The sequence below is a fragment of the Planctomycetia bacterium genome (genome assembly GCA_015075745.1).
Taxonomy (GTDB): Bacteria; Planctomycetota; Phycisphaerae; order UBA1845; family UTPLA1; genus UTPLA1.
The window spans coordinates 683,109-705,919 of record JABTTW010000002.1 but is presented as its reverse complement, the minus strand read 5'-3'; the positions used below and the strand labels follow the sequence as shown (position 1 = coordinate 705,919).

Sequence of the window (22,811 nt, the reverse complement as noted above, 5' to 3'; positions counted from 1 at the left end):
GAAATGACCAGGAGGTCTGGTGCAAGCGCGATTGCACCATCATCGCTGCGGGATCGGTATGCCCAGCCGCGCCATCACCATCTTCAAATCCGCCCACGCCTTGCCCTTCTGGGTGGCATCGCGCAGCAGATACGCCGGATGAAACGTCGGCATCACCGCAATCGGCTCGCCGATCGTCGCCGTCCCGCTCACGTAAAAGTCGTGCCACCGCCCGCGCAGCCGGCCGATTCCGTCGCGCGTCCCCAGCAGCGTTTGCGCCGCCGGCGCACCCAGCGCGATGATCACCTCCGGCTTGATGATCTCAATCTGCCGCAGCAGATAGTCCTTGCACGCCGTGATCTCGTCGGTCGCCGGCGTCCGGTTGTTCGGCGGCCGGCACTTGATCACGTTGGCGATGTAAACCGCCTCGCGCTTCAGCCCCATTCCCTTCTGAATCATGTCGGTCAGCAGTTGCCCCGCGCGCCCGACAAACGGCTCGCCCGATACATCCTCGTCGTGACCGGGCGCTTCGCCGATGAACATGATCCGCGCCGCGGGACTGCCCACCCCGAACACCGTCTTCGTTCGCGTGGCATGCAGGGCGCACTTCACGCACACCTTGACCTCGGCATCGTCAATGACCGCCAGCGCCGTATTGCGCAGCTCGATCTCCTCGCGCGAAACCGGCGGCCGCGCCGGAAGCGGCGGTGCTTCGGGCGAGCCAGACTCGGATGTCGCTAAATCGCCTGATATGCGAATCGGAAGCACGTCCGCGCCAAGCAGCGCGTCGGCCTCAAACCGCTGTCGAAGGGCGTCGGCGATCGTCGAGTGGGGGGCTGACATCTGCCAATCGTCTTACCAGAGTCAATCCGCGCCGACAAGGCAACCTGAATCCCCGTTGTGAATTTACGCCGGCATCCGCCGGTGAATCTTGGAATCAATCGGACGCAAATCCGGCCATTCGTCGAGCCGTCCCGTCGCCGAGCGATCGTCGATGAGCAGCAATCCCCCCGGCCGAAGCGCCGGCATGACGTTGCGCAGCCCCTCCTCCGGCCGCTCCAGTCGGCAGAACACGTTAAACGCCACGATCACATCCGCCTCCATCGGCACGCGCTGAAATGAAACATCGAGACAATGACACGCCGCACCGGGAATCTGCCGGGCAACCGCCGAAAGAATGCGCTGCGACCGGTCGATCACCACCAACCGATGGGGGATCGTGATGGTCCGCTCGATCTCCTCCGGCTCCAGCGAGCGAAGCGGCATGACCGGGATGCGCCGCAGGAGTTGATCGCTGTATCGCGCCGCATCGCCCATCAGCTTGCGAAGACTGGACGCATCCTCCCGCGATGAATCGTTCAACATGCCGGCCATCAGCGACGTCACGCCGCCGGGCCCGATGACGAGAATCGTGGGGTTGTCCGCTCCCTGTTCGCGCAGGAGTTCCGCGAGCCGTTCAAAAACAGAAAGGTGACGGTTGTGCCAGGAAGTGGAGCCGACGGGGTCCAGCACGCTGCGTATCCCTCCCTTGTTGGCGATCCGGGAGGCGATCAGGGGACCATCTTGAATCTGGCCACGTTGCTGTTCATCTTGCCGGCGATGACGTCCTCGACCTCGACCTTCATCACATACTCGCCGGCGCCCAATGTCTTGGGAATCGCCAGCGGGCCGATGGTCAGGTAGAAGTCGCTTCGCTGCTGCCGGGCAAGGTCTTCGATATTCTCATCGCGCTGAGTCCAGAGCTCTTCGCCCGTGGTGCTGAGCAGGCTCTGGCGCACCGAGAGCAGGGTGCGGTACATGCCCGACGGCGTCTTCTCAGATTGGAAGTTGTCCACCTCGATGTAAAGCAGGACAAGGTTTCGAGCGCTGACTCGGAAGTCGGGGGGCGAGATCGGCTCGTATCGGCCGAATCCGTCGATCGCGCTGCAAAGCTCAACCTTCGGTACCCGCAGATCCGCCTTCTGGCGAACGAGCTGGCGCAGTGTCTCGATGGCATCGAGTTGCCGGTTGGCCCACGTGGCCGGGTCGCGCTCCGACGTGCTGCGCGCCGACATCATGGCCTGAATCTGCCCGCGCATGATTTCCTGAATGTCTTCATTGACGCCGTCGGTCGGCGCGAGGGCCTTGTCGTCCTGGCCGTCGACGAGGTACATCATTCGCAGTCGGAATTGCTCTTCCAGATTGTTCGGATCGCGCGCCACGAGCCGCTCCTGCTCGGCGATCTTCGCCTTGATCGCATCGGCAATCGGCGCAGCCGTCGAAGGGGCCGGCGCTACTGGTGAATTCGTCGCGACCGGCTCCGTCTTGGCCGGAATCACTTCCTCTGCTGTCGAATCGTCTGAAATGGTCTGCGGCCGGGAATTTGCCGTGGTTTTCGGCGCGGCGGAGACGGAGATGTCCGCGAGCACCGGCGGCTTGGCGACCGGCTTCTCGTTGGCGCTTGCTGTTTCCGCCGTCTCAGGCTGCTGAGCCGGCGTCGATTCTTCCGGCTGGTCGACACTTGCCGGTGGGCGATTTGTGGCCACGGCGGGCGACTGCGTGACAGGTTCCTGCGCAGAGTCTTTATGCTCGATAGCGTCGGGTTCGAGCGGCTTGGGCTGGTTGCGATTCGCGGTGGCCGGCATCTGGCCGGACGACTTCTTTTCCGGCGTCGCGCCGATGGCCGACTTTTTGTCCGCGGTTTCCGTTGAAGGATCTTTCAGATCGGCGATCTGCGGAGCGTCGTCATTTCCTGTTTTGCTCAGTGTATCGGTACCGGCTAGGCTGCCGGGGTTTTTGCCGGAGTCCGGCGCCCACTCGGGCTCATACTGCCCAGAATCACTCCTCGATCGCGCTGCCGTCTTGCGAATTCGATTGGCCCGATCCGGATCGCTCTGCCGCTCGATCTTCGTGGTGAAGTCGTTTTGCACGTAGCCCGGGTCGTATCGATTGTTCATCGATTTGACGTACTCTTCGACGCGCTTGTCCACTTCCTTGGCGTTGGGATCGTCCGGATCGGCAGATTCCGGCTTCGCGGCCGTCTTCTCGGGCTGGGCCGGCTTGGCCATGGCGGCCGGTTTGGTCTCTTTGGATTCGGACTTCTTCAGGCCGAACCAGTCCCACTTTTGTTCGGAACAGCCGTATAAGAAAGTGGCAATGATGAGCGCCGCGGCACAGACCGACGGACGAGATACGGACGGCAACTTTGACATGTGCAAACCTTATCCTCGTTTAACGGGCGTCCCGCGCGACGCCGACCGGACCATCCTCCCTGCATACCCCGGAACCAAAGGGCCCATTCTCGCGGTATTTGTTCGACAAATCCAGTGCGACGACACGAGCCCCGGCGAGGCCCGAGACAGCTATGAGGCCGCGGCGAGGCTGCAAATCAGCTTTTCGACGCCCAATTTGATGCCGCCCAGACTGCTTTTCATACCGACATCGATCCGCAGCAACTGGCTGAGAATGTCCTCCCACTGTGCCGCGGAGAATCGTCCAAGCTGCCGCCGCACAGCCTGAAGGTCGCCCCAGATTCCCGCTTCCTTCGCGGCGACTGCGATCGGTGCGCCGCTTTCAACAACCCGCCGGGCCTCGGCCATTCGCCGAAATGAATAGGCCAGCCCGCCGATCGCGCGGTATTCGGCGTCTCGATCGTGACTGATCACCTGATCCCACAGTTCCAGCGCCGCCCGCGCATTGCCGTCGCATATGGCATCGACGAGCTTGAAGACCACCTCGGCGCGAGACTCACCGACCAGTTGCTCGACGTCCTTCGCGCGGATCTGCGTCTCCGGGGCCACGAAGGTCGCCAGCTTCGACAGCTCCATGTCGAGAAGCCCAAGCTGAGCCCCGACCAGATCAACGAGCAGCCGGGCCGCTGCATTCTCCAGCCTGCACCCGTAGGGATCGTTCGCCCGATCGGTCAGCCAGCCGACGACCGCGGCCCCCTTGGGCGTCTCGCACGGAATGTTCTTTCCGATCTCGGCCGTCAGCCTGTAAAGACGCGTGTTCTTGGGCCAGCTTTGGCAATCCAGGACAAGCACGCCGGACGGCGAGGGGGCGGACAGGTATTTCTCAATGACGTCGCGATTGGCGCTCACGAAGTCGTCCGCGTCGCGAACGAGGACCAATCGCACCGGCGCGAGCAGCGATGGCGTACGACATTCATCGAGCACCGTCGCGATGGTCGCGTCCGGCCCGCTGAACTCCGCCAGCGTCATCTGATCGCGATCCTTGCCGAGAACGGACTGCAGGACATCCTCCAGCGCAACTGCGCGGAGGAATACATCCGGACCGTATATAACGACAATGGGGGGGTGGGGGCGATTTGACGGGCCCTTGCCCGGGTCGCTTCCGCTTGCTCTTGCCCTTCCGGCCGCCATCCTTCGCCCTCCCGAAGCAAGACAGCCGCCAGCGCTCGACCGACTGCTTACGGTGTCGACTCGAGTTGCGCCGCGACGGCGGCGTCTCGATACAGCTCCAGTCGCTTGGCCGCCTTGCGCCGCTGTTCCTGCGTGGCTGTCTGTGATGCCTCGACCTTGCTCCACGCTGCCCGGGCCTGCGTTCGGTCGCCCATGAAGAGCGTCACGTCGCCGAAGCTCAGCCAGGCGTCGGCGTCGTCGGGCGCCAGAAATAGCAGCTTCTGCAACGTCGCCGCCGCCGAACGGTAATTGCGATGTCGCGATTGCACAAGCGCCATCGTCTTCAGCGCCGACGGATCGTCGGGTCGATCTTTTAACAGCCGATCGAGCTCTGCTTCAGCGTCCTTAGTCTGACCGACGAGCAACAACAGCGCCGCCAGATCGTGTCGGGCCGAAGCAAGGCCGGGATCGTACTCCAGCGCCTTGCGGTAACGAACGATCGCGACGTCGGTCTCGCCGCGCAACCGGTGCCATGTTCCCAGATCGTATTGCTTGCGGGCATCTTCGGCTGCCGCGGGATCGACGCGCTGCATGCCGGCATCGGGCTCTCCGTGCGCAGTCAGCCCAGCACCCTGAGTCATAGTTGGGCCGACGAAGAGCGCGTCGGCGTCGTTCGTCGAAGCGGCTTCCTTTCGACCGTGCGTCGAATCGGCGGTTTGAATGCTGGCCTCCTCGGGGGCCGTCACCGGGGGCGCGACAACGTGTAGGTCGCTGAAAATCGCACGCGCCGTATGACCGGCCCGGTCGGTCGCGGCGATCTTGATCTCCACTCGACCGGTGACGTCGCGCGGAACGTCCCAGCGGAATTCGCTCGCCGCCGCGCGCAGCTCGGCGATGGGGCGGTACATCTTCGATTGCTCGGTGCGCGCGTAGACCGTCACGGGTCGCTCGGTCAGGTTGTCGTCGAGGACCTCCCAGCGGATCGTCACCTCACGCCGCGAGGCGAAGTCTTCGGCCGAGCGCACGCTGAGAATCTTGGCGATCGGTGCGCTGAGGTCGACGCGAACCCATTGCTGAGGCGCCGTGCCCGGCGTCGGTGGGGGGGAAGAGGCGCCGGCGCCATTGTGCAGCACGAGGTAGAACCCGTAGAGCCCCTCACCGTCCGCATGATATGTGATGGAGCTGCCGGCCGCGCTTATTCGCTTGGTCAGTTTGCCCCTCTTGCCGAGCCCTCCCTCCAATCGTTCAGAGGTGTACTTCGTCCATGTCGCCCCGCGATCGGTGGTCACCCAAAGATCGACCTGCGTGACATTTCCTCCCGACGAGGCCGACTGGTAGGCGATTTCGATGTCCTTTGTCGGCAACGACGGGATCTCTCGCTCGAAGAACGGCGACGGCCGGTTATCCGACGCGATCGTGTCAGAGGGGATGTCCGCATAAGCCGCCGCCACGGCGCCGCATACGACCGCGGCGGCAGTCACAAGGCGTACGAGAAAAGAGTCAGGCGATGTCATCTGTCTTCCTTTGGTGTTCTCTCCCGACGATCTGGCGGGCCGGCGAGTACATCCGTCCTGCGCGCTCCGTCGCGCAACGACGATCACGCCGGTTATCGGGCATATCGACGTATCAGGCGTCGTCACTAAAAGTCTGACGTCACCCATCCCGAAAAAACGTCGATTCCAGCTCTGCCAGTGGCGTCGTCCGAATCCAGGCATGCTCGAAATGCGTTTTGGACTGGCCCCGTCCGTCTCTGTTTTCAATACTGAAATCGGCTCTTTGCTCACGTCGTCCGGCCCGCGGAACGATGTTGAGGGTGCCCGGCGAATCGATCCTGTGCCGGTGGGTAGTTTTGGATAGCAGCCAAGCTAGTGGGGGAATACGCCGTGAAGACTTCGTCCAGGATTTGCAGAATGGTCATGGCCGCGTCGGCCCGTCTGATATTCGCCGGGGCCACCGGTTGCGTCCAAAGCGACTTCAGCTCGGCCGTGAATTATCGCTGGCTGCCTGACATGCGTCCCGCTCGGCAGGCGCCGCCGTCGAGAAATGTCCGCCCCGCCACCGTCGAACAGCCCCCGAAGCAGATCGAGTCGTCCGAGGACTACCGCGAACGCCACCCTTCGATGTGGAAGCGCAAGCTGCGGGCCATGTACGCCAGCGCCTGAATCGGACGCTTTAAGACTTGCGAATCGTGATCGACTGCCCTGACGAATACCGCGCGCCGGGCATCAGCAGCAGCTCCACCAGGGACGCCACATCTTCCGGCTGTAGAACCTGATCCTCAGGGAACTCGGGAAATGCCCCGCGAAGCATGTCCGTCTCAACGGCGCCGGGGGCCACGCAATAAACGCGTATCCCGCGCGGCCGCCCCTCTTCCGCCAGTCCTTTGGAGTAGGTCGTGACAAATGCCTTTGCCCCGCCGTAGGCCGCCAAGCCGGGAAACGGATCGTACGCGGAGACCGAAGAAATGTTGACAATCGAGCCGCCGCCGCTCTTGACCATTCCGTCCCATACCGCGCGCGTGCAGAGAAATACGCTTCGAATGTTGGTGCATACCAGGGTATCGAAGAGATGCGGCTCCATCTCCTCGATCTTGGCGACCGGAGATATCCCCGCATTGTTGATCAGGATCTTCACCGGTCCCAGGACTTCGGCCGTCTCGGCGAAAAGCCGCTCGACATCTTCCTCACGGGTGACGTCCGCCACAATCGAGAGCACGCGGCCGTTGTCGCGCTCGATGCACTTCTGAGTCTCGTGAAGCTGCTCGGCCGTTCGGGAGGTGATGGCAACGTGAGCGCCGGCGGCAGCGAGCCGACGCGCAATGGCGCGACCGATGCCCCGTCCCGCTCCCGTGACAACCGCCGTTTGTCCTCTGAGCAATATGGGTTCCATAGCGATTAAGGGCGCGTCCCCTTTCCAGGGCCGATGCCGCGAAGTCCGCCGAGTTCGACGAGCTCAATCCGTTTGCCGAGCCGGTCCTGCTCATCGGGTGACCCGGCTTCGCAACGACAGGAGCCGCCGCAACCGGACAGCGCCGACCTTCGCATGCTGGAGACGATACGCCTCACCAGATAGATCACGGCTGCGGCGATGCAAACCGCGACCAGCGACATTTCAATCAACGGATTCATGCCAAGGGATTCTAACGCGCTGACGGCCGCTTGGCGATTTGGCCGCGTGACGCCGCGAGCATAGGATACCCCGCCCGCGAGGAATTAAGTCTCGCCGATCGCTCCAGGATTGAGCCAAGTTATGCAAAAGTCGTGGTTCAAAATTCTCATCGCGGCCGTCACGGCGATGGCCGCAATCGCCACGGGACCGGGATGCGCCGGGCCTGGCCCGAAGTTGGCCCCCGTCGCGCCACTGGAAACTGTCGCGACAGACGCCGGTGACGTTGAACACCGCTATGACATGAACGATGACGGGAAGCCGGACTACGCCGAGTTTCTAAACGCCGACGGGCGAGTTCATCGTCTGCAATTCGACACCGACAATGACGGAGTTCTCGAAGCAGTCGTCGATCGCCTCAGCGCCGGATCAAACGAAGGCGACAGGCAGCTCGTCGTTCTGCTCGACAGCATCCCGTACGGCGTCGTCCACGAAGCTTGGCAGGCAGGCCGATTTCGGCTCTTTCCTCCGCCCAGCCGTGTCATCAGCCCGTTCCCGGTCATGACCGATTTGTCGTTTTCTGAGTTCTTCGGCGTCTCCCCGTCTCGAGGTGCGGAATCGGAGTATTACGACGGTAAAGTCCTGCACGGCGGTTACGATGTCTATGCCGCCGAGGGCAATGCGGGATGGCTTGGTCACACCGACTATCACCTCCAGTTCATCGCCCACGCCGTCGCCTATCTCTGGCCGGACATCTGGTATGGCCACGAGCTCGGCAAGATTCAGCGGCATTTCTATCGCGGCCAGGAGAATCCGTTCGTCGGCTATGTCGTCACCACCTCCGGCCTCGGCGCGACCCAGGGTAGAAGCGGCCATCAGTCGGCGCTGGTTCGACTGGACCGATTTTGTCAGGCGGTGATGTTCGAGCTGCGCGGCCGTGTGCAGATCACCCTCATGTCCGACCACGGCCACTGTCTGCTGCCCAGCAAGCGCATTCCGCTGTCCGACCTGCTGAAGAAGTTCGGCTATCGCGTCACCAGTCGGCTTCGAGGGCCCGCCGACGTGGTCGTGCCGGAGTTCGGCGTCGTCAACTACGCGGGCGTCTATACCCAGTCGCCGGATTCCGTCGCCCGTGACATGATCGGCGTGGACGGCATCGAGTTGACGACCTTCTTGGACAAGGATGATGCGGTCGTTGTTCGAGGCAAAAGCGGTCTGGCTCGCATCCGTCGAAGCGCCGCCGGCGAAGGCTACAGGTACGACTGCGAATATGGCGACCCGCTACTGTTGCTTCCCGTTATCGATGTTCTTCGTCAGCGGGGCGAAGTCGGTCCGGACGGCAGCATCGTCGACAACTTATTGTTTGAAGCGACGAAGGACCACCTATATCCAGACGCCCTCCATCGACTCTGGCGAGCCTTCCATGGTTTGATGATACACCCGCCGGACGTGATGGCCTCGGTGCAGGACGGCTGGCACTGCGGCAGCGAGCTGATGACAAAGCTGGTGGACGTATCCGCGGCGCACGGTTCGCTGAATGCCGATTCGTCCAGCGGTTTCGTCATGACGACGAACGGCCCGTTGCCTGAGGTGATCCGCATGGAGGCGCTCAGGGCTGACTTGGTCCGATTGGGGGTAGAGTTTCGTCAACAGGCACAGCGTGATGACTCGGCTGAGACGGCGGCTGGCCGCTGACCTTAAGATGTTTGGCAAGCAAGATTGCCCGAGTGCAGCACGCAATTATGGCGACAGTCCAGACTACCGGAAAAAATAAGCCCTCCTCATAAAATGCTGGGCCCGCCAGTGCGAGCAGAACGGCGATGAGCCCACAGGTTGTCCAGAAGACATGTTTTGGGTTTCGCATCTTCGGCTCGGCCGGTGGGGCAGACATCGACTGGCCGCACTCTGGACATCGGCCGCTCACGTTTCCGGTCAGGTTGTACCCACAGCTCTGGCAATGACCCGATGGATACCTTGAGCGCAATCGGCATGGCGAGGTAGCGGCAATGAGGCCAATGATCGGGCCGCTAAGAATGACGAGATACAATGGGCAGAGGGTAAACGCGAATATCGAGTTCGCGCCTGCAACCAGGTTCGCGGTCACTGCTACGACCCAGAGGATCAGAGCCACTAGATAGTAATACAAGCAAAGACGCCAGTCGATTCGTCTCGCGGGGATACCGACGAGCGCCCAACCGACAATGATTCCGACGATCGGTGATTTGAGCCCGATACTTGCAATAAAGTCAAAATCAAAAACATCAGCGAGTTGTGCGAGCGGCAGCATGAAGCACCGTGACCAGTGATTGTATTCGCGTCGGGTCCGGCTCGTTGGCCCAGTGGCCGTCCTTCTTGATGTAGCTTCCGACGATCAGCGCATCGGCGTGCTTCGCCAGCGCCGGGATCTGTTCCGGTGTCACACCGCTGCCCACGAAGATCGGTTCATCCACCGCTTCGGCGACCGCCTGAACATCGGCAGGACTCGTCGGTGCGCCCGTGGCGGTCCCCGTGACGACGACGCCTTCGGCCCCGGCAAACGCGGCGGCCTTCGCCATCTCGGCAAGGCTCACGTCCGACGTAATCGCGTGCGACGAGTGCTTCTTTTTGATATCCGCGATGACGGCGACATGCTCCGCGCCGATCATCCGCCGATATCGCAGGAGCGGCCCCGCATCCGCCTCACCCATCAGCCCCTCGTCCGCCACATGTGAAAAAACAAACCCCTCGCAACGGACGAACTGAAGCTCCGCCGCCAGTGCCACCGCGACGGCCTCGCGATTCGCCCCCGCCAGCACCTGCACACCCAGCGGGCCCTCCGTCGCCTGCCGCACTGCGCTGCACACCGCCGTCATCGTCGACACAATCTCCGGGCCCACCTTGCGATTCATGTAGGGCAGGTCGTGCATGTTTTCGAGGATGATCGCATCAACGCCGCCGGTGATCAGTACGCGCGTCTCTCGCAGCGCCTGCTCAATGATCTCGCGGACCTTCCTCTGCGACCGCGGCGTGCCCGGCAGGGCGTGAACGTGAATCATGCCGACTAATGCGGGTCGCGAAAGTGAGGCCAGAAAGCCCAGTCCGTGTGATGACATAATTGGAAGGAATCCTTTTACTGGTTTGCCTGACGGACCTCACTCAGACCGCCCGGCGAGCGTCCGAACTCTCATCCGCACCGGGTAGCGCTCGCATGTTGGCGTCGATTCTGCCCAGCGTTCCCAGTTCGCGGGCCGCATCGGCAGCGCCGAGTTCCTTGAGCCTTCTCGCGCCCGGCTCCGTTCTGCTTGACCAGTTGCCGATCGCCTTGTTGTAAGCATCGGCCGCCTTTTCGAGACCGATTCGGATGCCGTCGAGGTGATTCACAAACACGCAAAGCCGGTCGTACAGTTCGCGGCCCGCCTCGGCGATCTGCTCGGCGTTTTCCGCGACCTGTTGCTGCTGCCATCCGTGCCGCACCGCGAGCAGCAGGGCGATCAAAGTCGTCGGCGATGCCAGCAACACACCCTGTTCGACGCCGTCGGTGAGCAGGTCGCGATCCTGAGCCAGCGCCGCCGCGAAGAACGCTTCGCCCGGCATGAACATCACGACAAATTCCGGCGCCGGCGAGAACTGCTTCCAGTACTCCTTGCCGCCCAGGCTCTTGAGTGTCCCGCGGACGCTCGCGGCGTATCGCGACAGTTGACGCTCGCGCTCGGCATCATCCGTCGCTGCCGCCGCGTCGAGGTAGGAAGACGTATTTACCTTGGAATCGACGGCCAGGCTTCTCCCGCCGGGTAGTTGAACGACCAGGTCCGGCCGCTGACCGCCGTCCAGCGCCGTCTGCGCGACGAAGTCGCAGTGCTCAACCAGCCCGCACAACTCGACGATGCGCTGCAGCGTGACCTCGCCCCATTTCCCCTTGGCCCCGCTCTGCCGCAGCGCGGAGACAAGCTGGCTGGTCTCGCTGGAAAGCCGGTCGCTGCGTTGCGATAGCGCCTCAAGTTTTTCGTTCATGCCGCCGTAGGCCTCCTGGCGAACCTTCTCCAGTGCCTTGACCTGCAGTTCGTATCGCTCGAGCTGCTCTCGGATTGGCTTGAACTTCGCCTCCGCCAGCGTGATGAATTGCTCGTTGTTGCTCTTGAGCGCCTGGGCGGATACGGCAGCGAATGCCTCCTTCGCCTTCTTTTCCATTTCCTCGATCTGTCGCCGCTGTTCGGCGAAGTGGTCTCGTGCCGACTCAAGTCGTGCCCGGGCATCAGCGCCCGCGACCTTCTCCGCCTCCAGAATGGCCCGCGCTTCGACAAGCTCCTTTTCTCTCGCCGCGATCTGCCCGCGCAGCTCGGCAACGGTGGCGCCGAGCCCCGCCGCTTCGCCCATGCGCTGCGAAAGTTCGGCCTTCGACGCCTGCCGGCCGCGCATCATGCCAACAAGGCCGCCGATGACGGCGCCGATCATAAGTCCGATGAAAAGCCAAATGACATCGCCCATGACAAGCTCGTTACGCGACAACATGGTCGAGCGGCATTGCCCTGCCCGCGACCACATGGCCCTAATCCAAGGTGCTCCCTTTTAAGGATACCGGTTTTCCCCGCCGTTCGCACGGATTCGACTTTTGAAGTCCGCTTGTCGGGTGGTAGAATAAAAGTCGTTCGGCACCTCGCAGTTCGGCGGCGAGGCAAGGGCATATACCATGAAAACCACGAAGCTCGAAATGGGCGGCATTTCCACGAACGGAGTGTCGAATCGATTCCGCTTCGACCTGAGCTTTCGCTCCCTCGCCCTGGCCTGTCTCATCGCCGTGCTCTCGAACCCCAATGTTGGACGCGCCGTCGCACCTCCGACGCCGCCCGGTTGTCCAAGCAGAACGATTGAAATCACGAATGCAAATTCGATTGTCATCCCCACGGGCCCGGGCGTTATTTCATCACAGATCGATGTCGCCGGCGCAAAAGGCTTCATCTGGGACATCGACGTTGTGACGTCAATCACACATCTGCGACCGACAGACCTTGATATCACTCTGACGTCTCCCTTCGGAAACGTCATGACGTTGACCACCGACAACGGCGGCGGTTTTGACAATGTTTACAGTCTTACCGTTTGGGACGAACAGGCCAATCCGGGGGGGCAGGTTCCCTATGCGACGGGCTTCAACGACGGAATGGTTACCGACCATCAATACATGAATAACGTCATCGCTTCGCCATTGACCCCCGAAGAGGGATTCTCACTCGCGGCGCTGTTTTCTTCGCTCTACTTCGGCGGCGCAGACGGAACGTGGACGCTCACAATCTCCGATGACACCGCCGGCGAGGGCGGCACACTGAATAACTGGGCCCTGCGTTTTACCCTTCTCGATGCGCTTCCCGATTTCAATCTCATGCCGCAATCGACAAACAACTCCACTTCCCAGGTGATTCAAATGGCCGGCACGCCGACGATTAGTTCGGCCATCGCCGTCCCCTCGTTCAGTCCAGGAGTAGTATTGCTCCTGTTCGTAAACCTGGACATCACACATACAGCATGCGGCAATCTGGATATCACGCTGCAGTCTCCCGCTGGAACTGTGGTCACTCTGACGACCGACAACGGCGGCTCCCTGGACAACCTCTTCCACGGCACCAGCTTCTCAGACACGGCCGATTTCGAGGGCGCGGTGCCATACGTGAGCAACGACGAACTGGTTACCGACCATCCTTATGTCAACAATGTGACGCCGTCCTCTCTTGTGCCGGAGGAGCCGTTGGCTGCGTTCAAGGGTGAACCCCCGGGCGGCACCTGGGTGCTCACGATTCACGACGACACAAACGGCGACGGGGGGATATTGAATTCGTGGGGTTTAGAGATAACGACATTTCAGTACACCGACGCTGACGCGGATGGTGTTGCGGATGATTGCGACAATTGCCCGCAATTCGCCAACCCAGGCCAGGAAGATAGCGACGGCGATGGTCTTGGCGACGCCTGCGATAGCCTTCCCGAATTCAGCCATCACGATTCGTTCGGCTACCGGGTTATTGATTCCAACACGGCCCACGGCCCGCCATTTCAGTGGATTGAAATCGGCCCGACCGGTGCCGTCGCCACCTTCGCCTCCGGCGTTGCAGGTCCGTTGCCGATTGGTTTTCCATTCTCGTTCTACGGCACGACAGAGACGAACGCCTGGATAGTCGATGACGGTTGGCTCCACCTCAGCGACCTGGGTCCGGTGTCGGCAGGTGGCCTTCCGTTGCCGAGTTGTCCGTTCCCCAGCACCTTGAGCGAGGGCAGCCTGGTCGCAGTTTACTGGGGCAGGCTGGATCCTGTTGCGTTCATGCCCAACGGCGTGGCGTATTCGCAGTCATTTCCGGCCGGCCAATGTCCCTATGGTGGATACCCCGGCGCCTGCTTCATCGCCGAATGGAAAGGGTTTTACGAAAACGGCCTGCTCGGTCCCACCACCAGCGATCACACCTTTGAGGTCATCCTCTTCGATAACGGCGACATCCTGGTGCAGATTCTCGATGCCGGAAACACATTCGGCGCAAGTAGTGCCATCGGAATCGAAAAGGAAAATGAGCTCGACGGTCTGAACTACGCCTGCAACGGCGATCGCGTCATCTCTGACAACCTCGCCGTACTGTTCTTTCTCGATCCACAGGATCAGGACGGCATTCCCGCCCGCTTCGATAACTGCCCGGCGGTCTTCAACCCCGATCAACTCGACAGCGACGGCAATGGCGTCGGCGACGTCTGTCCTGCCGCACCGCCGCCCGGCGGTCAGGCTGTTCCCGGCTGCTGCGGCGCCGGTTTCCCCACGGTGGCCCTGTCCATGTTCCCGCTCTGGCTGGCCTATCGAGGGGTCCGGCAGCAGCGCAACTCAAGATAAGCTAGCCCGCTCGGCTGCTTGTAGCGCTCCTTCACATTCCCTATCATGGTTGATCTTGCAATGTCGGTCGCGCGGGTGCCCGCTATGAGGCGAGTCCGCCGCCCTTTGCACCGTCCAAGAGTCATCCCGTTTTCGCGTCGTTGAGGAGTTTGCTCTCATGGCTGATCTGGTTCCTGTTCACGGTGGTCTTGCCGCACCAGTCGATCGCACCGTTCCCGCCGATCGGATCGACGTCTTGAGAAAGGCCGTCGCGGCCATGCCGGTCCTTCGCATCGACGACGCTGATCTATCCAGCCTGTACCGTTTCGGTGACGGCGCGCTCTCGCCGCTTACCGGTCCCATGAACAGTGAGCAGTGGAACCGAAGCCTCGATCACGGCGTCGTCCAGCGCGATGGCAAGAATTACGCCTGGACCATCCCGATTTCCTTCCCGATTACCAAGGAAGAGGCAACCTCGATCAAGTCCGGCGTCAAGGCCCAGCTTCAAAACGCGCGCGGCGAGTTCGTCGGCATGATCGCCGTCAACGACGTATTTCCCTACGACAAGGCAAAGTACATCAAGGGCGTCTACCAGACCGAGCGGACCGACCATCCCGGCGGCAAGATGGTGATGAGCGATTCACGTGAGTTGCTCGTCGGCGGCGATGTGGACGTCCTGCCGCAGCCGGTTCACCCGGACTACGGTCAGTTTGTCCTCCGGCCGACCGAGACGCGAAAGCTCTTCGCCCAAAAGGGCTGGACGCGCGTCGTCGCGTTTCAGACGCGAAACCCGCTGCACCGGGCCCACGAATACGCCCTAGTCTATGGTTTGGAGCAGCTCGTCCGCCGGTGCGACACGGCCGGGGCTGTGCTGAATCCGCTCATCGGCGAAACCAAAAGCGACGACGTCGACGCGGCCACGCGCATGCGAACCTATCGCGCCCTCATCGAGAATAAGGCCCTCGGCCAGGGCGACAGCGACGAAAAGCTCTGGGCCACCAAGTCCTACAAATTGACCGACCGCGTCATCCTGCTCGGTCTGGATATCAAGATGTTCTACGCAGGCCCCAAGGAAGCGGTCATGCACGGCGTTTATCGCCAGAACTACGGCTTCACCGACATCGTCATCGGCCGCAAGCACGCCGACGCCCCCTACGACGACGGCAAGGACATCTGGGACGGCCTCGCCGCCCAGCGCATCTTCGACAACCTACCGGGCGAGCTGCACATCAAGCCGGTCAAGGTCGGCTTTGCCGCTTACTACGAGTCAGTCGGCCGCGTTGACCTCGTGGAAAACCACGCCGACGAAAAGCCCGTCTCCATCAGCGGCCGCGAAGTCCGCGAGCAGCTCATCGCCGGCAAAATGCCCGACCCGCGCATCATGCGCCCGGAAACGGCGAAGATTCTGATTGAGAAGATGCATAAGTAGCCTGGCGCAACGAAACGCGAAAAGCATTTTGAGAATCAATCTGGCGCACCGAAATCGAAGGTGTCCTGTTTGTCAGGCTTCTTTTTAGCCACGCGTCGCCAAATATCGGCCCCCAATCTATGCTCGGAACAGAAGATTAGCTGATAGATCGGCTTCCTCTTTGAGTAGATGCGCTCGTATTCAAAGTGCTGGTATCCGAGTTTCTTGAGCTGTGACACATAGAGCTGTCGTAACACTTCTGGATGCTGCTGGTGGGGGGCCGACTCAAGAATTGATCGCCAGTTCGTACCTTTTCCAAGCACGCGATCAAGGTTTGAGTTCGGATTGTCATAGTAATTCAGCTTCCAGTTTCTAAGCACATCAACTCGGTCAGGGAAAAAGATAATCAAGTCGCATCTTCGGCGTGATATAGCGGTGACAGTCGAGTAATCGAGATGCAAACCGTATGGATCAAGGAACGCTAGCGACAATGACTTGGCCGGGATTTGAGCAATGAGTTCATTGGCGAGTTCATTTGCGTCGCCATGGCATGATTGTGCGAACGAGATGCCAAGTCGCCCCAATCTTTGAACGAGCGCTTCGTATTTTTCCGCAGTCTTTTCACACAAGTAGAGGCCATCAAATCGAGGCCTCGTCTGTGCAGCAATTAACGGAGATCCCCAACACAATCGGCTAGATTCCTTCAATCGCTCAATTCCTGCGCCCGCGAAGAGATCTATATAGTAGAGTCCTGACCATTTCTTCGGCTTCATTGCCGTTGTAAAGGCGTGGATATATCTCGCAAGAAACCAGTGTTTGTCCTTAGAGTGCTCGCCTACCAACGGAGTATTTAGACCATCATCTTGCGGCGCAGGCAACTCGACTTCTTTCACGCTCATCCTCCTTTGAGCTCGACTCGATTGGCAAACTGTCCCACGTACAGCCGTCAAGGAGTCTTCCAGTCCTCTTCTTGTTCACACCACCCCACTGCTTAAAGAAAAACGGCACATCTTGAGCGACGCAGCGGTCGCGGATTTGTCTGACCCATTCTGCCTCCATGGGCCGTGCCCCCGGCCCGCTCTCGCCGCCAACAATGACCCAGTGAATCCCCTGAAGCGGCAGTCTCGGGATCGGTCCCAACAACGGCTCGACAGAAAGAAACCGAATCTTCGCCGGTATGGCCTTCAGCGTGCGAATGCGATGAACGTAGAGGGCGCTTTCCACGCTCGTTCCCAGCCAGACATTCTCAGGCCATGGCAAATGCTCGGCGTGTGCTAATGCAATCTCTGGTCGCTTGGTTAATACCTGGAACTGATGCTGCGAAGCACGCTCCATGACCGCGAACACGCGCTGTATGAACTCCAGCGGCACATCCTTATGGAAAAGGTCGCTCATCGAATTGACGAAAATCATCCGCGAGCGCCTCCATCGCAGCGGGATATCAAGAGCATCTGGCTGTAATGTGAGCTTGAACCCGTCTCGATACTGCGGGACGCCCATTGCCTTGAGCCGTTTGGCCATTCGTTCCGCGTAGCAATTCTTGCAGCCCGGGCTGATCTTGGTGCAGCCGGTGACCGGGTTCCAAGTCGCTTCGGTCCACTCGATGGTTGATCCGATGGCCATGTCAGTACCCTAACTGTAACCGAATGTCTAAGATTCACAACCTCAAAATAAGAACGCGCAAGTTCGCTCCAACCAATGTAGGGGCATCAGCTTGGACGTTCTGAGGCGGATTGAATTCGAATTCCTGAAATCCGCAAGAAATGGCGCCTGCCGACGCAGTTGACAGCCCGCGATGACCTTCGCTAGACTCGCCGATCCGGCAGGGCTCGACCCATACCGGAATGTAGCGGCGGAAGCGATTTCGCCCTTTTTTTGTCCCAGACTTCGTACCTTTTGGCACAAAGTCCGATGGAGGATCCCCCACAGTCGCCGAACCCGAACAACGAAATGGGGCTCTTGGCGAAGGGGATGAAATACGCCGGAGTGGCCACGCAGTTCGCGGTCACACTCGGCGTCTTCGGATACATCGGACTCAGCGCGGACCAGAAGTACGGGAGCGATCCCTGGGGCGTGCTGACCGGTATCCTCCTCGGCATGGGACTGGGTATCTGGTCCATGCTGAAGCAGTTGGAAAAGCTGGACAAGATGAAGTAGTTCGGAGCAAACCGACCCCGTGAAACTCGTGGCCGCCTGTATCCTTTGCCTGCTCGCTGCGACCGCCGGCGCATACCTGATCGGTTACGGACCGACCATGTCGCGCTGGGGCGAAGAGGGAATCCGCAGCATGAACGCCGTCGGCACGATCTGTCTCGCTGCCGCCATCGTGGCATTCATGCCGCTCGTCGTCGTCTCGATTCATCGTCCGGCCTACATCGGCCAGGTCGCCCTCGCTGGCACCGTCCTTCGCCTCCTACTTACCATGGCCGCCGGCGGCATCTATCAGACGATGGCTAAGCCCCAGATGGAATCGTTCCTCCTGTGGGCCGTCATCTTCTATTGCTTACTACTCACCGTTGAGACGGGCTTCGGCGTGTTGCTCGTGAAGAAATACTACCGCTCGTCGGCCGATTATCGAGGTACCCCCGCGTGAATTCGCTTCTCCTCGCATCCCACGACGCCCTGGACCACGTCCTGCCGCACCGTTTCGGCAAGCCGCTATTTCATTGGAACGTGAACTGGACGTCCCCGCTCGATATCGTCTCCTTCACGCCGCACAACACCTATTTCACCAACCAGATTTTGATGACGATCGTCGCGGCGGTCATCATGCTGCTCATCTTTCCAGTGATCGGCCGACGCTACACGGCAATGATCGCCGGCGGACCCGAGCGCAGCGTACCGACAGGATTCACCAATCTGATCGAAGCAACGATGCAGTTCATCAGGAACGACGTCGTTCGCCCGGTGCTCGCGGACAAAACCGATCGCTTCCTGCCGTTCCTCTGGACGGTCTTTTTCTACATCCTCATCTGCAATCTTCTCGGCATGATCCCGCTGGACTCGATCGTTTATCTGATCACCAACGGCAAGTTTCAGCACATCGGCGGCACCGCCACCGGCAACATCATGATCACCGCCGGCCTCGCCCTGTGCGCCTTCCTGATGATCCACTTCTCCGGCGCGAAGGAGGTCTATACCGCCCTCGTCGACGGAACCTACGGCCATCATCACCACGAAGAACACGGCCACGACGAGGGGCACGGTCACAGCCATCACGATCATCATCGCACCCACGGCGGCATGAGCCCGCCCGCCGCGGCGATCGCGGCCCCGTTCCTTTATGTCTGGAACTTCGCCCCGCACGTATTCAAGCCAGACCATATGCAGGGGGTCGGCGATCTGTTCCTGTGGCTGCTCGATATCGTTATGTGGGCGATTCTGCTGGCCCTTGAGGCCATCGGCGCCGTCATCAAGCCCTTCGCCCTCGCCATTCGTCTCTTCGCCAACATGGTCGCCGGGCACGTCGTCCTCGCGTCCATCCTTGGTTTGATCTTCGCGTTCGAAGGCTCCGTCAGCATGAACTACGGGATGGGCATCGTCAGTTCGCTCGGCGCCGCTGCCTTGAGCTGTCTGGAGTTGTTCGTCTGCTTCCTTCAGGCGTATGTGTTCGTCTTTCTGACCACGCTCTTCATCGGTGCGTCGGTCTCGCCGGAGCACTAGGCGCCGCCGTCTGAAATGACATCGTTCGCCGTCCCGCGAACGTTCAACAAACTGAGGTTGGGGCAGCCGACGCCCTGGCCGTTAATTGACCCATGTCGGCGAAAGTTTTGCAGCGGTCCCTCGGGGCCGCAAACGTAAGGAGTTTGGATCATGATGGACTTGATTGCACAGGGAACCCAACTCATGGGTGACAAGGGCCTCGTCGCCCTCGGCGCCGGGCTCGGCGCCGGCATCGTCACGCTGGGCGCAGCCAAGGGGATCGGCCACCTCGCCGGTGAGGCGATGGGCGGCATCGCTCGACAGCCCGAGGCCGGCGGCCGCATCTTCACCTCGCTCATCATCGCGGCGGCGTTGATCGAAGGCTTTACCTTCTTCGCGCTCGTCGTCTGCAACGGAATCATGGGCAAGATTTAAGTATCGCGAATTAACGGGAATCAGGACACGATCATGCGACCAAGAATGACTTTGAGCCTGCTCTGTCTGCTGCCGGCGTTTGCCTTCTCAGCCGTCAGCGCGATGGGCAGCGATACGGCCCCCGCCCACGGCGACGCACCCGCGGCCGCCTCTCACGAGGATGCCGGTCACGGTGACGACGCCCACGGCGCGGACAAGCCCACTCTGCTTCAATGGGATTTTGGCTCGGCCTTCTGGTCGGTGATCGTGTTCGTGATTCTCCTTGTGATCCTCCGCGCCACGGCGTGGAAGCCGATCCTCATCGGCCTTCAGCAGCGGGAAAGCTTCATCACCGAGTCGCTCGCCAAGGCAAAGCACGAACGACAGGAAAGCGAGAAACTCCTCGCCGACTACAACAAGAAGTTGAGCGATGCCCGGCACGAAGCCTCGGCAATCGTTGACGAAGGTCGCCGCGATGCCGAGGAAGTCCGCAAGCGCGTCCATGCCGAGGCGAAGACCGAGGCCGAAGCAATTGTTGCCCGTGCCCGGCGCGATATCCAGATGGCCACCGACGACGCCATCAAGCGGCTTCAGGATCAGTCGATCATACTCGCGTCGAGCATGGCCTCGAAGATCGTGCGGAAGGAATTGACCGCCGACGACCATCAGCGTCTTCTCCAGGAATCGCTCGCGGAACTGGGGCAGACAAATAACTGACAAACAGGAATTCACCCGGAAGGTTGATCGACGGCGTCCGCCATCGAACCCGGCCTGAGACACGAATATGGCATCAGAGTTTGATATCTCCCAGGCAGCCGCTTCGATCTACGCCGACAGTCTGCTGCAATTGGCCGACGAGGCCAAGCAGGCCGAGGCCATTGGCGAGGAATTGGCCGATCTGGCGTCCCTTTGGAAGAGCGAGCCGGCCTTCGCGTCGATGATGCGCTCCGCGGCGATCGACGACGACGCCCGGCGTGAGAGCCTCCGAAAGATCTTCACCGGCAAGCTGAACCCGCTCACGTTGAATCTGCTGCTGGTCCTCAACGAGCGGGGGCGCTCGATGATCCTGCCCTCCGTCTGCGACGCCTATCGTCGCAGGCTCGCCGCGAAGATGAATCAGCAGACGGTCAATGTGACGACCGCCGTCGCGCTGGATGATGCCCAGCGCAAACAACTCGCGGCCGAGGTTCGGCGGCTCAGCGGCAAAGAGGCCGTCTTTTTCGAGAAAGTCGAGCCCGATCTCCTCGGCGGCATGACCGTCCAGATCGGCGATCGGTTGTACGACACCTCGGTTCGCCGGCGCCTCCGCAGGCTGCGCGGCGATCTCTTGGCATCCGTGGAAAGAACACTGCTTCAGGGAACTGCACGTTTCGTGACGGAAGGATAGACCAGATGAGAATCCAGGTTGACGAGATCACGTCAGTCATCAAACAGGAGATCGCCCAGTATCAGGGCGCTCTCGAGGCCTCCGAGGTCGGTCGCGTCATCGCCATCGGCGACGGCGTCACTCAGATCTACGGCCTCTCCAACGTGATGGCCGGAGAGATGATCGAGTACGAAAACGGCGCCATCGGCCAGGTCATGAACCTGGAAGAAAACTCGGTCGGCGCCGTCGTCCTCGGCGACTATCTCGGCGTCAAGGAGGGCGACACCGTCCGCGGCACCGGAAACCTCCTCTCCGTGCCCGTCGGCGACATGATGATCGGCCGCGTCGTCGACCCGCTCGGCCGGGCCATCGACGGCAAGGGCGAGATCGTCAGCGACGTCCGCTGGCCCCTCGAATACGCCGCGCCGGGCATCGCCGCTCGTCAGCCGGTGAACCAGCCCTTGCAGACCGGCATCAAGGCCATCGACAGCATGATCCCCATCGGTCGCGGTCAGCGCGAACTCATCATCGGCGATCGCAAGACCGGCAAGACCGCCATCGCCATCGACACCATCATCAACCAGAAGGAAAGCGGCGTCATCTGTGTCTATGTGGCCGTCGGTCAGAAGGAATCGACCGTCGCCAGCACCGTCGAACGACTCCGGCAATACGGCGCGATGGATTACACCATCGTCGTCTCCGCCGGCAGCAGCGATCCCGCGCCGCTTCAGTACATCGCCCCGTACTCCGGTTGTGCGATGGCCGAATTCTTCATGTACAACAAGGGCAAGCACACCCTCTGCATCTACGACGACTTGTCCAAGCAGGCCCAGGCCTATCGCCAGCTTTCGCTGCTGCTGCGGCGTCCGCCGGGTCGCGAGGCCTATCCCGGCGACGTGTTCTATTTGCACAGCCGCCTGCTGGAGCGCTCCTGCAAGCTCGCCGAGCGCCGCGCCGTGGTCCCCGCCGGCCAGTCCTACAAAGAGGGCGGCGCCAACGGCAAGACGTATATCGGCGTCCCCGGTAAGCACGAAGCAGAGCACGATGCCAAGGCCATGGCAGGTCACGAAGTCGCGGTGGATCCGACCTCCGGCGGTTCGCTCACGGCCCTGCCGGTCATCGAGACCCTCGAAGGCGAAGTCTCCGCCTACATCCCGACCAACGTGATTTCCATTACCGATGGCCAGATTTATCTGGAGCCTGACCTGTTCTTCGCCGGCGTCCGGCCCGCGATTAACGTCGGTATCTCGGTCAGTCGCGTCGGTGGTAATGCCCAGATCAAGGCCATGAAGAAGATCGCCGGCTCGCTGCGACTCGACCTCGCCTCTTTTCGCGAGTTGGAGGCATTCGCCCAGCTCGGTACCGAACTCGACGCGGCCACTCAGCGCCAGCTCGATCGCGGCGCGCGAATGGTCGAGCTCCTCAAGCAGGGGCAGTTCAAGCCGTTCCACGTGACAGATCAGGTCATCAGCATTTTTGCCGGCAGCCGCGGCTTCCTCGATGACCTACCCATTACCCGCGTTGCGGAATTCGAGGAGAAGCTCCTGAAGCACATCCTTGACGAGTTCCCTGAAGTGCGAAAAACGCTGAACGAAAAGATGGAATTGACCAGCGACATAGAGGCTCGCCTGAAAGACATTATCGCCAACTTCAAGGCCCGGTTTGCTCCGGCTACGGCGAAGGAGACGACCGCGGCGCAATGATGATAGAGAGTCGTCAAGTTGACGCGGGTCA

Annotated in this window: 21 protein-coding genes and 3 pseudogenes; 13 read left to right on the top strand and 11 right to left on the bottom strand. The window is 61.0% G+C overall.

Translation table 11 applies throughout. The features are described from left to right. Window positions 1-39 precede the first annotated feature (39 nt). The 5 genes from HS101_16490 to HS101_16470 all read right to left on the bottom strand — a co-directional run bounded on the left by HS101_16490 (window position 40) and on the right by HS101_16470 (window position 5,833). Window positions 40-822: a uracil-DNA glycosylase gene (locus HS101_16490; GenBank protein MBE7507864.1), complete on the bottom strand. Its 783-nt coding sequence runs from the start codon at window positions 820-822 to the stop codon at window positions 40-42. 63 nt (window positions 823-885) lie between these two features. Then, window positions 886-1,491, bottom strand: coding sequence for a class I SAM-dependent methyltransferase (locus HS101_16485; GenBank protein MBE7507863.1), 606 nt, complete (start codon window positions 1,489-1,491; stop codon window positions 886-888). Window positions 1,492-1,529: 38 nt separating this feature from the next. Further along, window positions 1,530-3,170: a hypothetical protein gene (locus HS101_16480; protein MBE7507862.1), complete on the bottom strand. Its 1,641-nt coding sequence runs from the start codon at window positions 3,168-3,170 to the stop codon at window positions 1,530-1,532. A gap of 150 nt (window positions 3,171-3,320) precedes the next feature. Then, the gene (gene holA / locus HS101_16475) at window positions 3,321-4,340 is read right to left on the bottom strand and encodes a DNA polymerase III subunit delta (GenBank protein MBE7507861.1); all 1,020 of its coding nucleotides are present in this window, start codon (window positions 4,338-4,340) and stop codon (window positions 3,321-3,323) included. Between the two features lie 47 nt (window positions 4,341-4,387). After that, on the bottom strand, window positions 4,388-5,833 hold the full coding sequence (locus tag HS101_16470) for a tetratricopeptide repeat protein (protein MBE7507860.1): 1,446 nt from the start codon (window positions 5,831-5,833) through the stop codon (window positions 4,388-4,390). A 396-nt stretch (window positions 5,834-6,229) separates the two neighbouring features. Between HS101_16470 and HS101_16465 the strand changes: the two genes are divergently transcribed. Then, on the top strand, window positions 6,230-6,481 hold the full coding sequence (locus HS101_16465) for a hypothetical protein (GenBank protein MBE7507859.1): 252 nt from the start codon (window positions 6,230-6,232) through the stop codon (window positions 6,479-6,481). Between the two features lie 10 nt (window positions 6,482-6,491). Here the strand turns inward: HS101_16465 and HS101_16460 are convergent, their stop codons facing one another. Both HS101_16460 and HS101_16455 read right to left on the bottom strand, forming a co-directional pair. Next, window positions 6,492-7,196 carry an SDR family oxidoreductase gene (locus tag HS101_16460; protein ID MBE7507858.1) on the bottom strand — a complete coding sequence of 235 codons (705 nt, stop codon included), beginning with the start codon at window positions 7,194-7,196 and terminating at the stop codon, window positions 6,492-6,494. 17 nt (window positions 7,197-7,213) lie between these two features. Continuing rightward, a complete protein-coding gene (locus tag HS101_16455; GenBank protein MBE7507857.1) occupies window positions 7,214-7,447 on the bottom strand; it encodes a FeoB-associated Cys-rich membrane protein in 234 nt (77 codons plus the stop codon). A gap of 121 nt (window positions 7,448-7,568) precedes the next feature. Here HS101_16455 and HS101_16450 point away from each other — a divergent pair, with 121 nt between their 5' ends. Then, window positions 7,569-9,119 carry a hypothetical protein gene (locus HS101_16450; GenBank protein MBE7507856.1) on the top strand — a complete coding sequence of 517 codons (1,551 nt, stop codon included), beginning with the start codon at window positions 7,569-7,571 and terminating at the stop codon, window positions 9,117-9,119. A gap of 566 nt (window positions 9,120-9,685) precedes the next feature. Here HS101_16450 and HS101_16445 read toward each other — a convergent pair. Beyond that, window positions 9,686-10,516 (bottom strand): BtpA/SgcQ family protein, encoded by an 831-nt coding sequence (locus HS101_16445; GenBank protein ID MBE7507855.1) that lies wholly within the window; start codon window positions 10,514-10,516, stop codon window positions 9,686-9,688. 43 nt (window positions 10,517-10,559) lie between these two features. Next, on the bottom strand, window positions 10,560-11,888 hold the full coding sequence (gene rmuC, locus HS101_16440; protein ID MBE7507854.1) for a DNA recombination protein RmuC: 1,329 nt from the start codon (window positions 11,886-11,888) through the stop codon (window positions 10,560-10,562). Window positions 11,889-12,090: 202 nt separating this feature from the next. Between rmuC and HS101_16435 the strand changes: the two are divergent. From HS101_16435 to HS101_16420, 4 genes and pseudogenes are all read left to right on the top strand, one after another. Next, a pseudogene (locus HS101_16435) lies at window positions 12,091-12,513 on the top strand (proprotein convertase P-domain-containing protein). Between the two features lie 615 nt (window positions 12,514-13,128). Next, window positions 13,129-13,374, top strand: a pseudogene (locus HS101_16430) (thrombospondin type 3 repeat-containing protein). Between the two features lie 666 nt (window positions 13,375-14,040). Next, window positions 14,041-14,136 (top strand): annotated as a pseudogene (locus HS101_16425) (thrombospondin type 3 repeat-containing protein). Window positions 14,137-14,425: 289 nt separating this feature from the next. Next, window positions 14,426-15,676, top strand: coding sequence for a sulfate adenylyltransferase (locus tag HS101_16420; protein MBE7507853.1), 1,251 nt, complete (start codon window positions 14,426-14,428; stop codon window positions 15,674-15,676). 35 nt (window positions 15,677-15,711) lie between these two features. Here the strand turns inward: HS101_16420 and tcmP are convergent, their stop codons facing one another. Next, window positions 15,712-16,548, bottom strand: coding sequence for a three-Cys-motif partner protein TcmP (gene tcmP, locus HS101_16415; protein ID MBE7507852.1), 837 nt, complete (start codon window positions 16,546-16,548; stop codon window positions 15,712-15,714). Next, a complete protein-coding gene (locus HS101_16410; protein ID MBE7507851.1) occupies window positions 16,514-17,278 on the bottom strand; it encodes a phage Gp37/Gp68 family protein in 765 nt (254 codons plus the stop codon). Before HS101_16410 ends, tcmP begins: the two co-directional genes overlap by 35 nt. A gap of 288 nt (window positions 17,279-17,566) precedes the next feature. Here HS101_16410 and HS101_16405 point away from each other — a divergent pair, with 288 nt between their 5' ends. From HS101_16405 to HS101_16375, 7 genes are all read left to right on the top strand, one after another. Next, window positions 17,567-17,812: an AtpZ/AtpI family protein gene (locus tag HS101_16405; GenBank protein MBE7507850.1), complete on the top strand. Its 246-nt coding sequence runs from the start codon at window positions 17,567-17,569 to the stop codon at window positions 17,810-17,812. 19 nt (window positions 17,813-17,831) lie between these two features. Continuing rightward, on the top strand, window positions 17,832-18,248 hold the full coding sequence (locus HS101_16400) for a hypothetical protein (protein MBE7507849.1): 417 nt from the start codon (window positions 17,832-17,834) through the stop codon (window positions 18,246-18,248). Then, window positions 18,245-19,318, top strand: coding sequence for a F0F1 ATP synthase subunit A (locus HS101_16395; protein ID MBE7507848.1), 1,074 nt, complete (start codon window positions 18,245-18,247; stop codon window positions 19,316-19,318). Before HS101_16400 ends, HS101_16395 begins: the two co-directional genes overlap by 4 nt. Before the next feature lie 153 nt (window positions 19,319-19,471). Continuing rightward, complete coding sequence (locus HS101_16390; GenBank protein MBE7507847.1) at window positions 19,472-19,732, top strand: ATP synthase F0 subunit C; 261 nt, start codon at window positions 19,472-19,474, stop codon at window positions 19,730-19,732. A gap of 33 nt (window positions 19,733-19,765) precedes the next feature. Then, window positions 19,766-20,428 (top strand): F0F1 ATP synthase subunit B, encoded by a 663-nt coding sequence (atpF, locus tag HS101_16385; GenBank protein ID MBE7507846.1) that lies wholly within the window; start codon window positions 19,766-19,768, stop codon window positions 20,426-20,428. A 67-nt stretch (window positions 20,429-20,495) separates the two neighbouring features. Continuing rightward, complete coding sequence (atpH, locus tag HS101_16380; GenBank protein ID MBE7507845.1) at window positions 20,496-21,098, top strand: ATP synthase F1 subunit delta; 603 nt, start codon at window positions 20,496-20,498, stop codon at window positions 21,096-21,098. Window positions 21,099-21,103: 5 nt separating this feature from the next. Then, a complete protein-coding gene (locus tag HS101_16375) occupies window positions 21,104-22,780 on the top strand; it encodes a F0F1 ATP synthase subunit alpha (protein MBE7507844.1) in 1,677 nt (558 codons plus the stop codon). Window positions 22,781-22,811 lie beyond the last annotated feature (31 nt).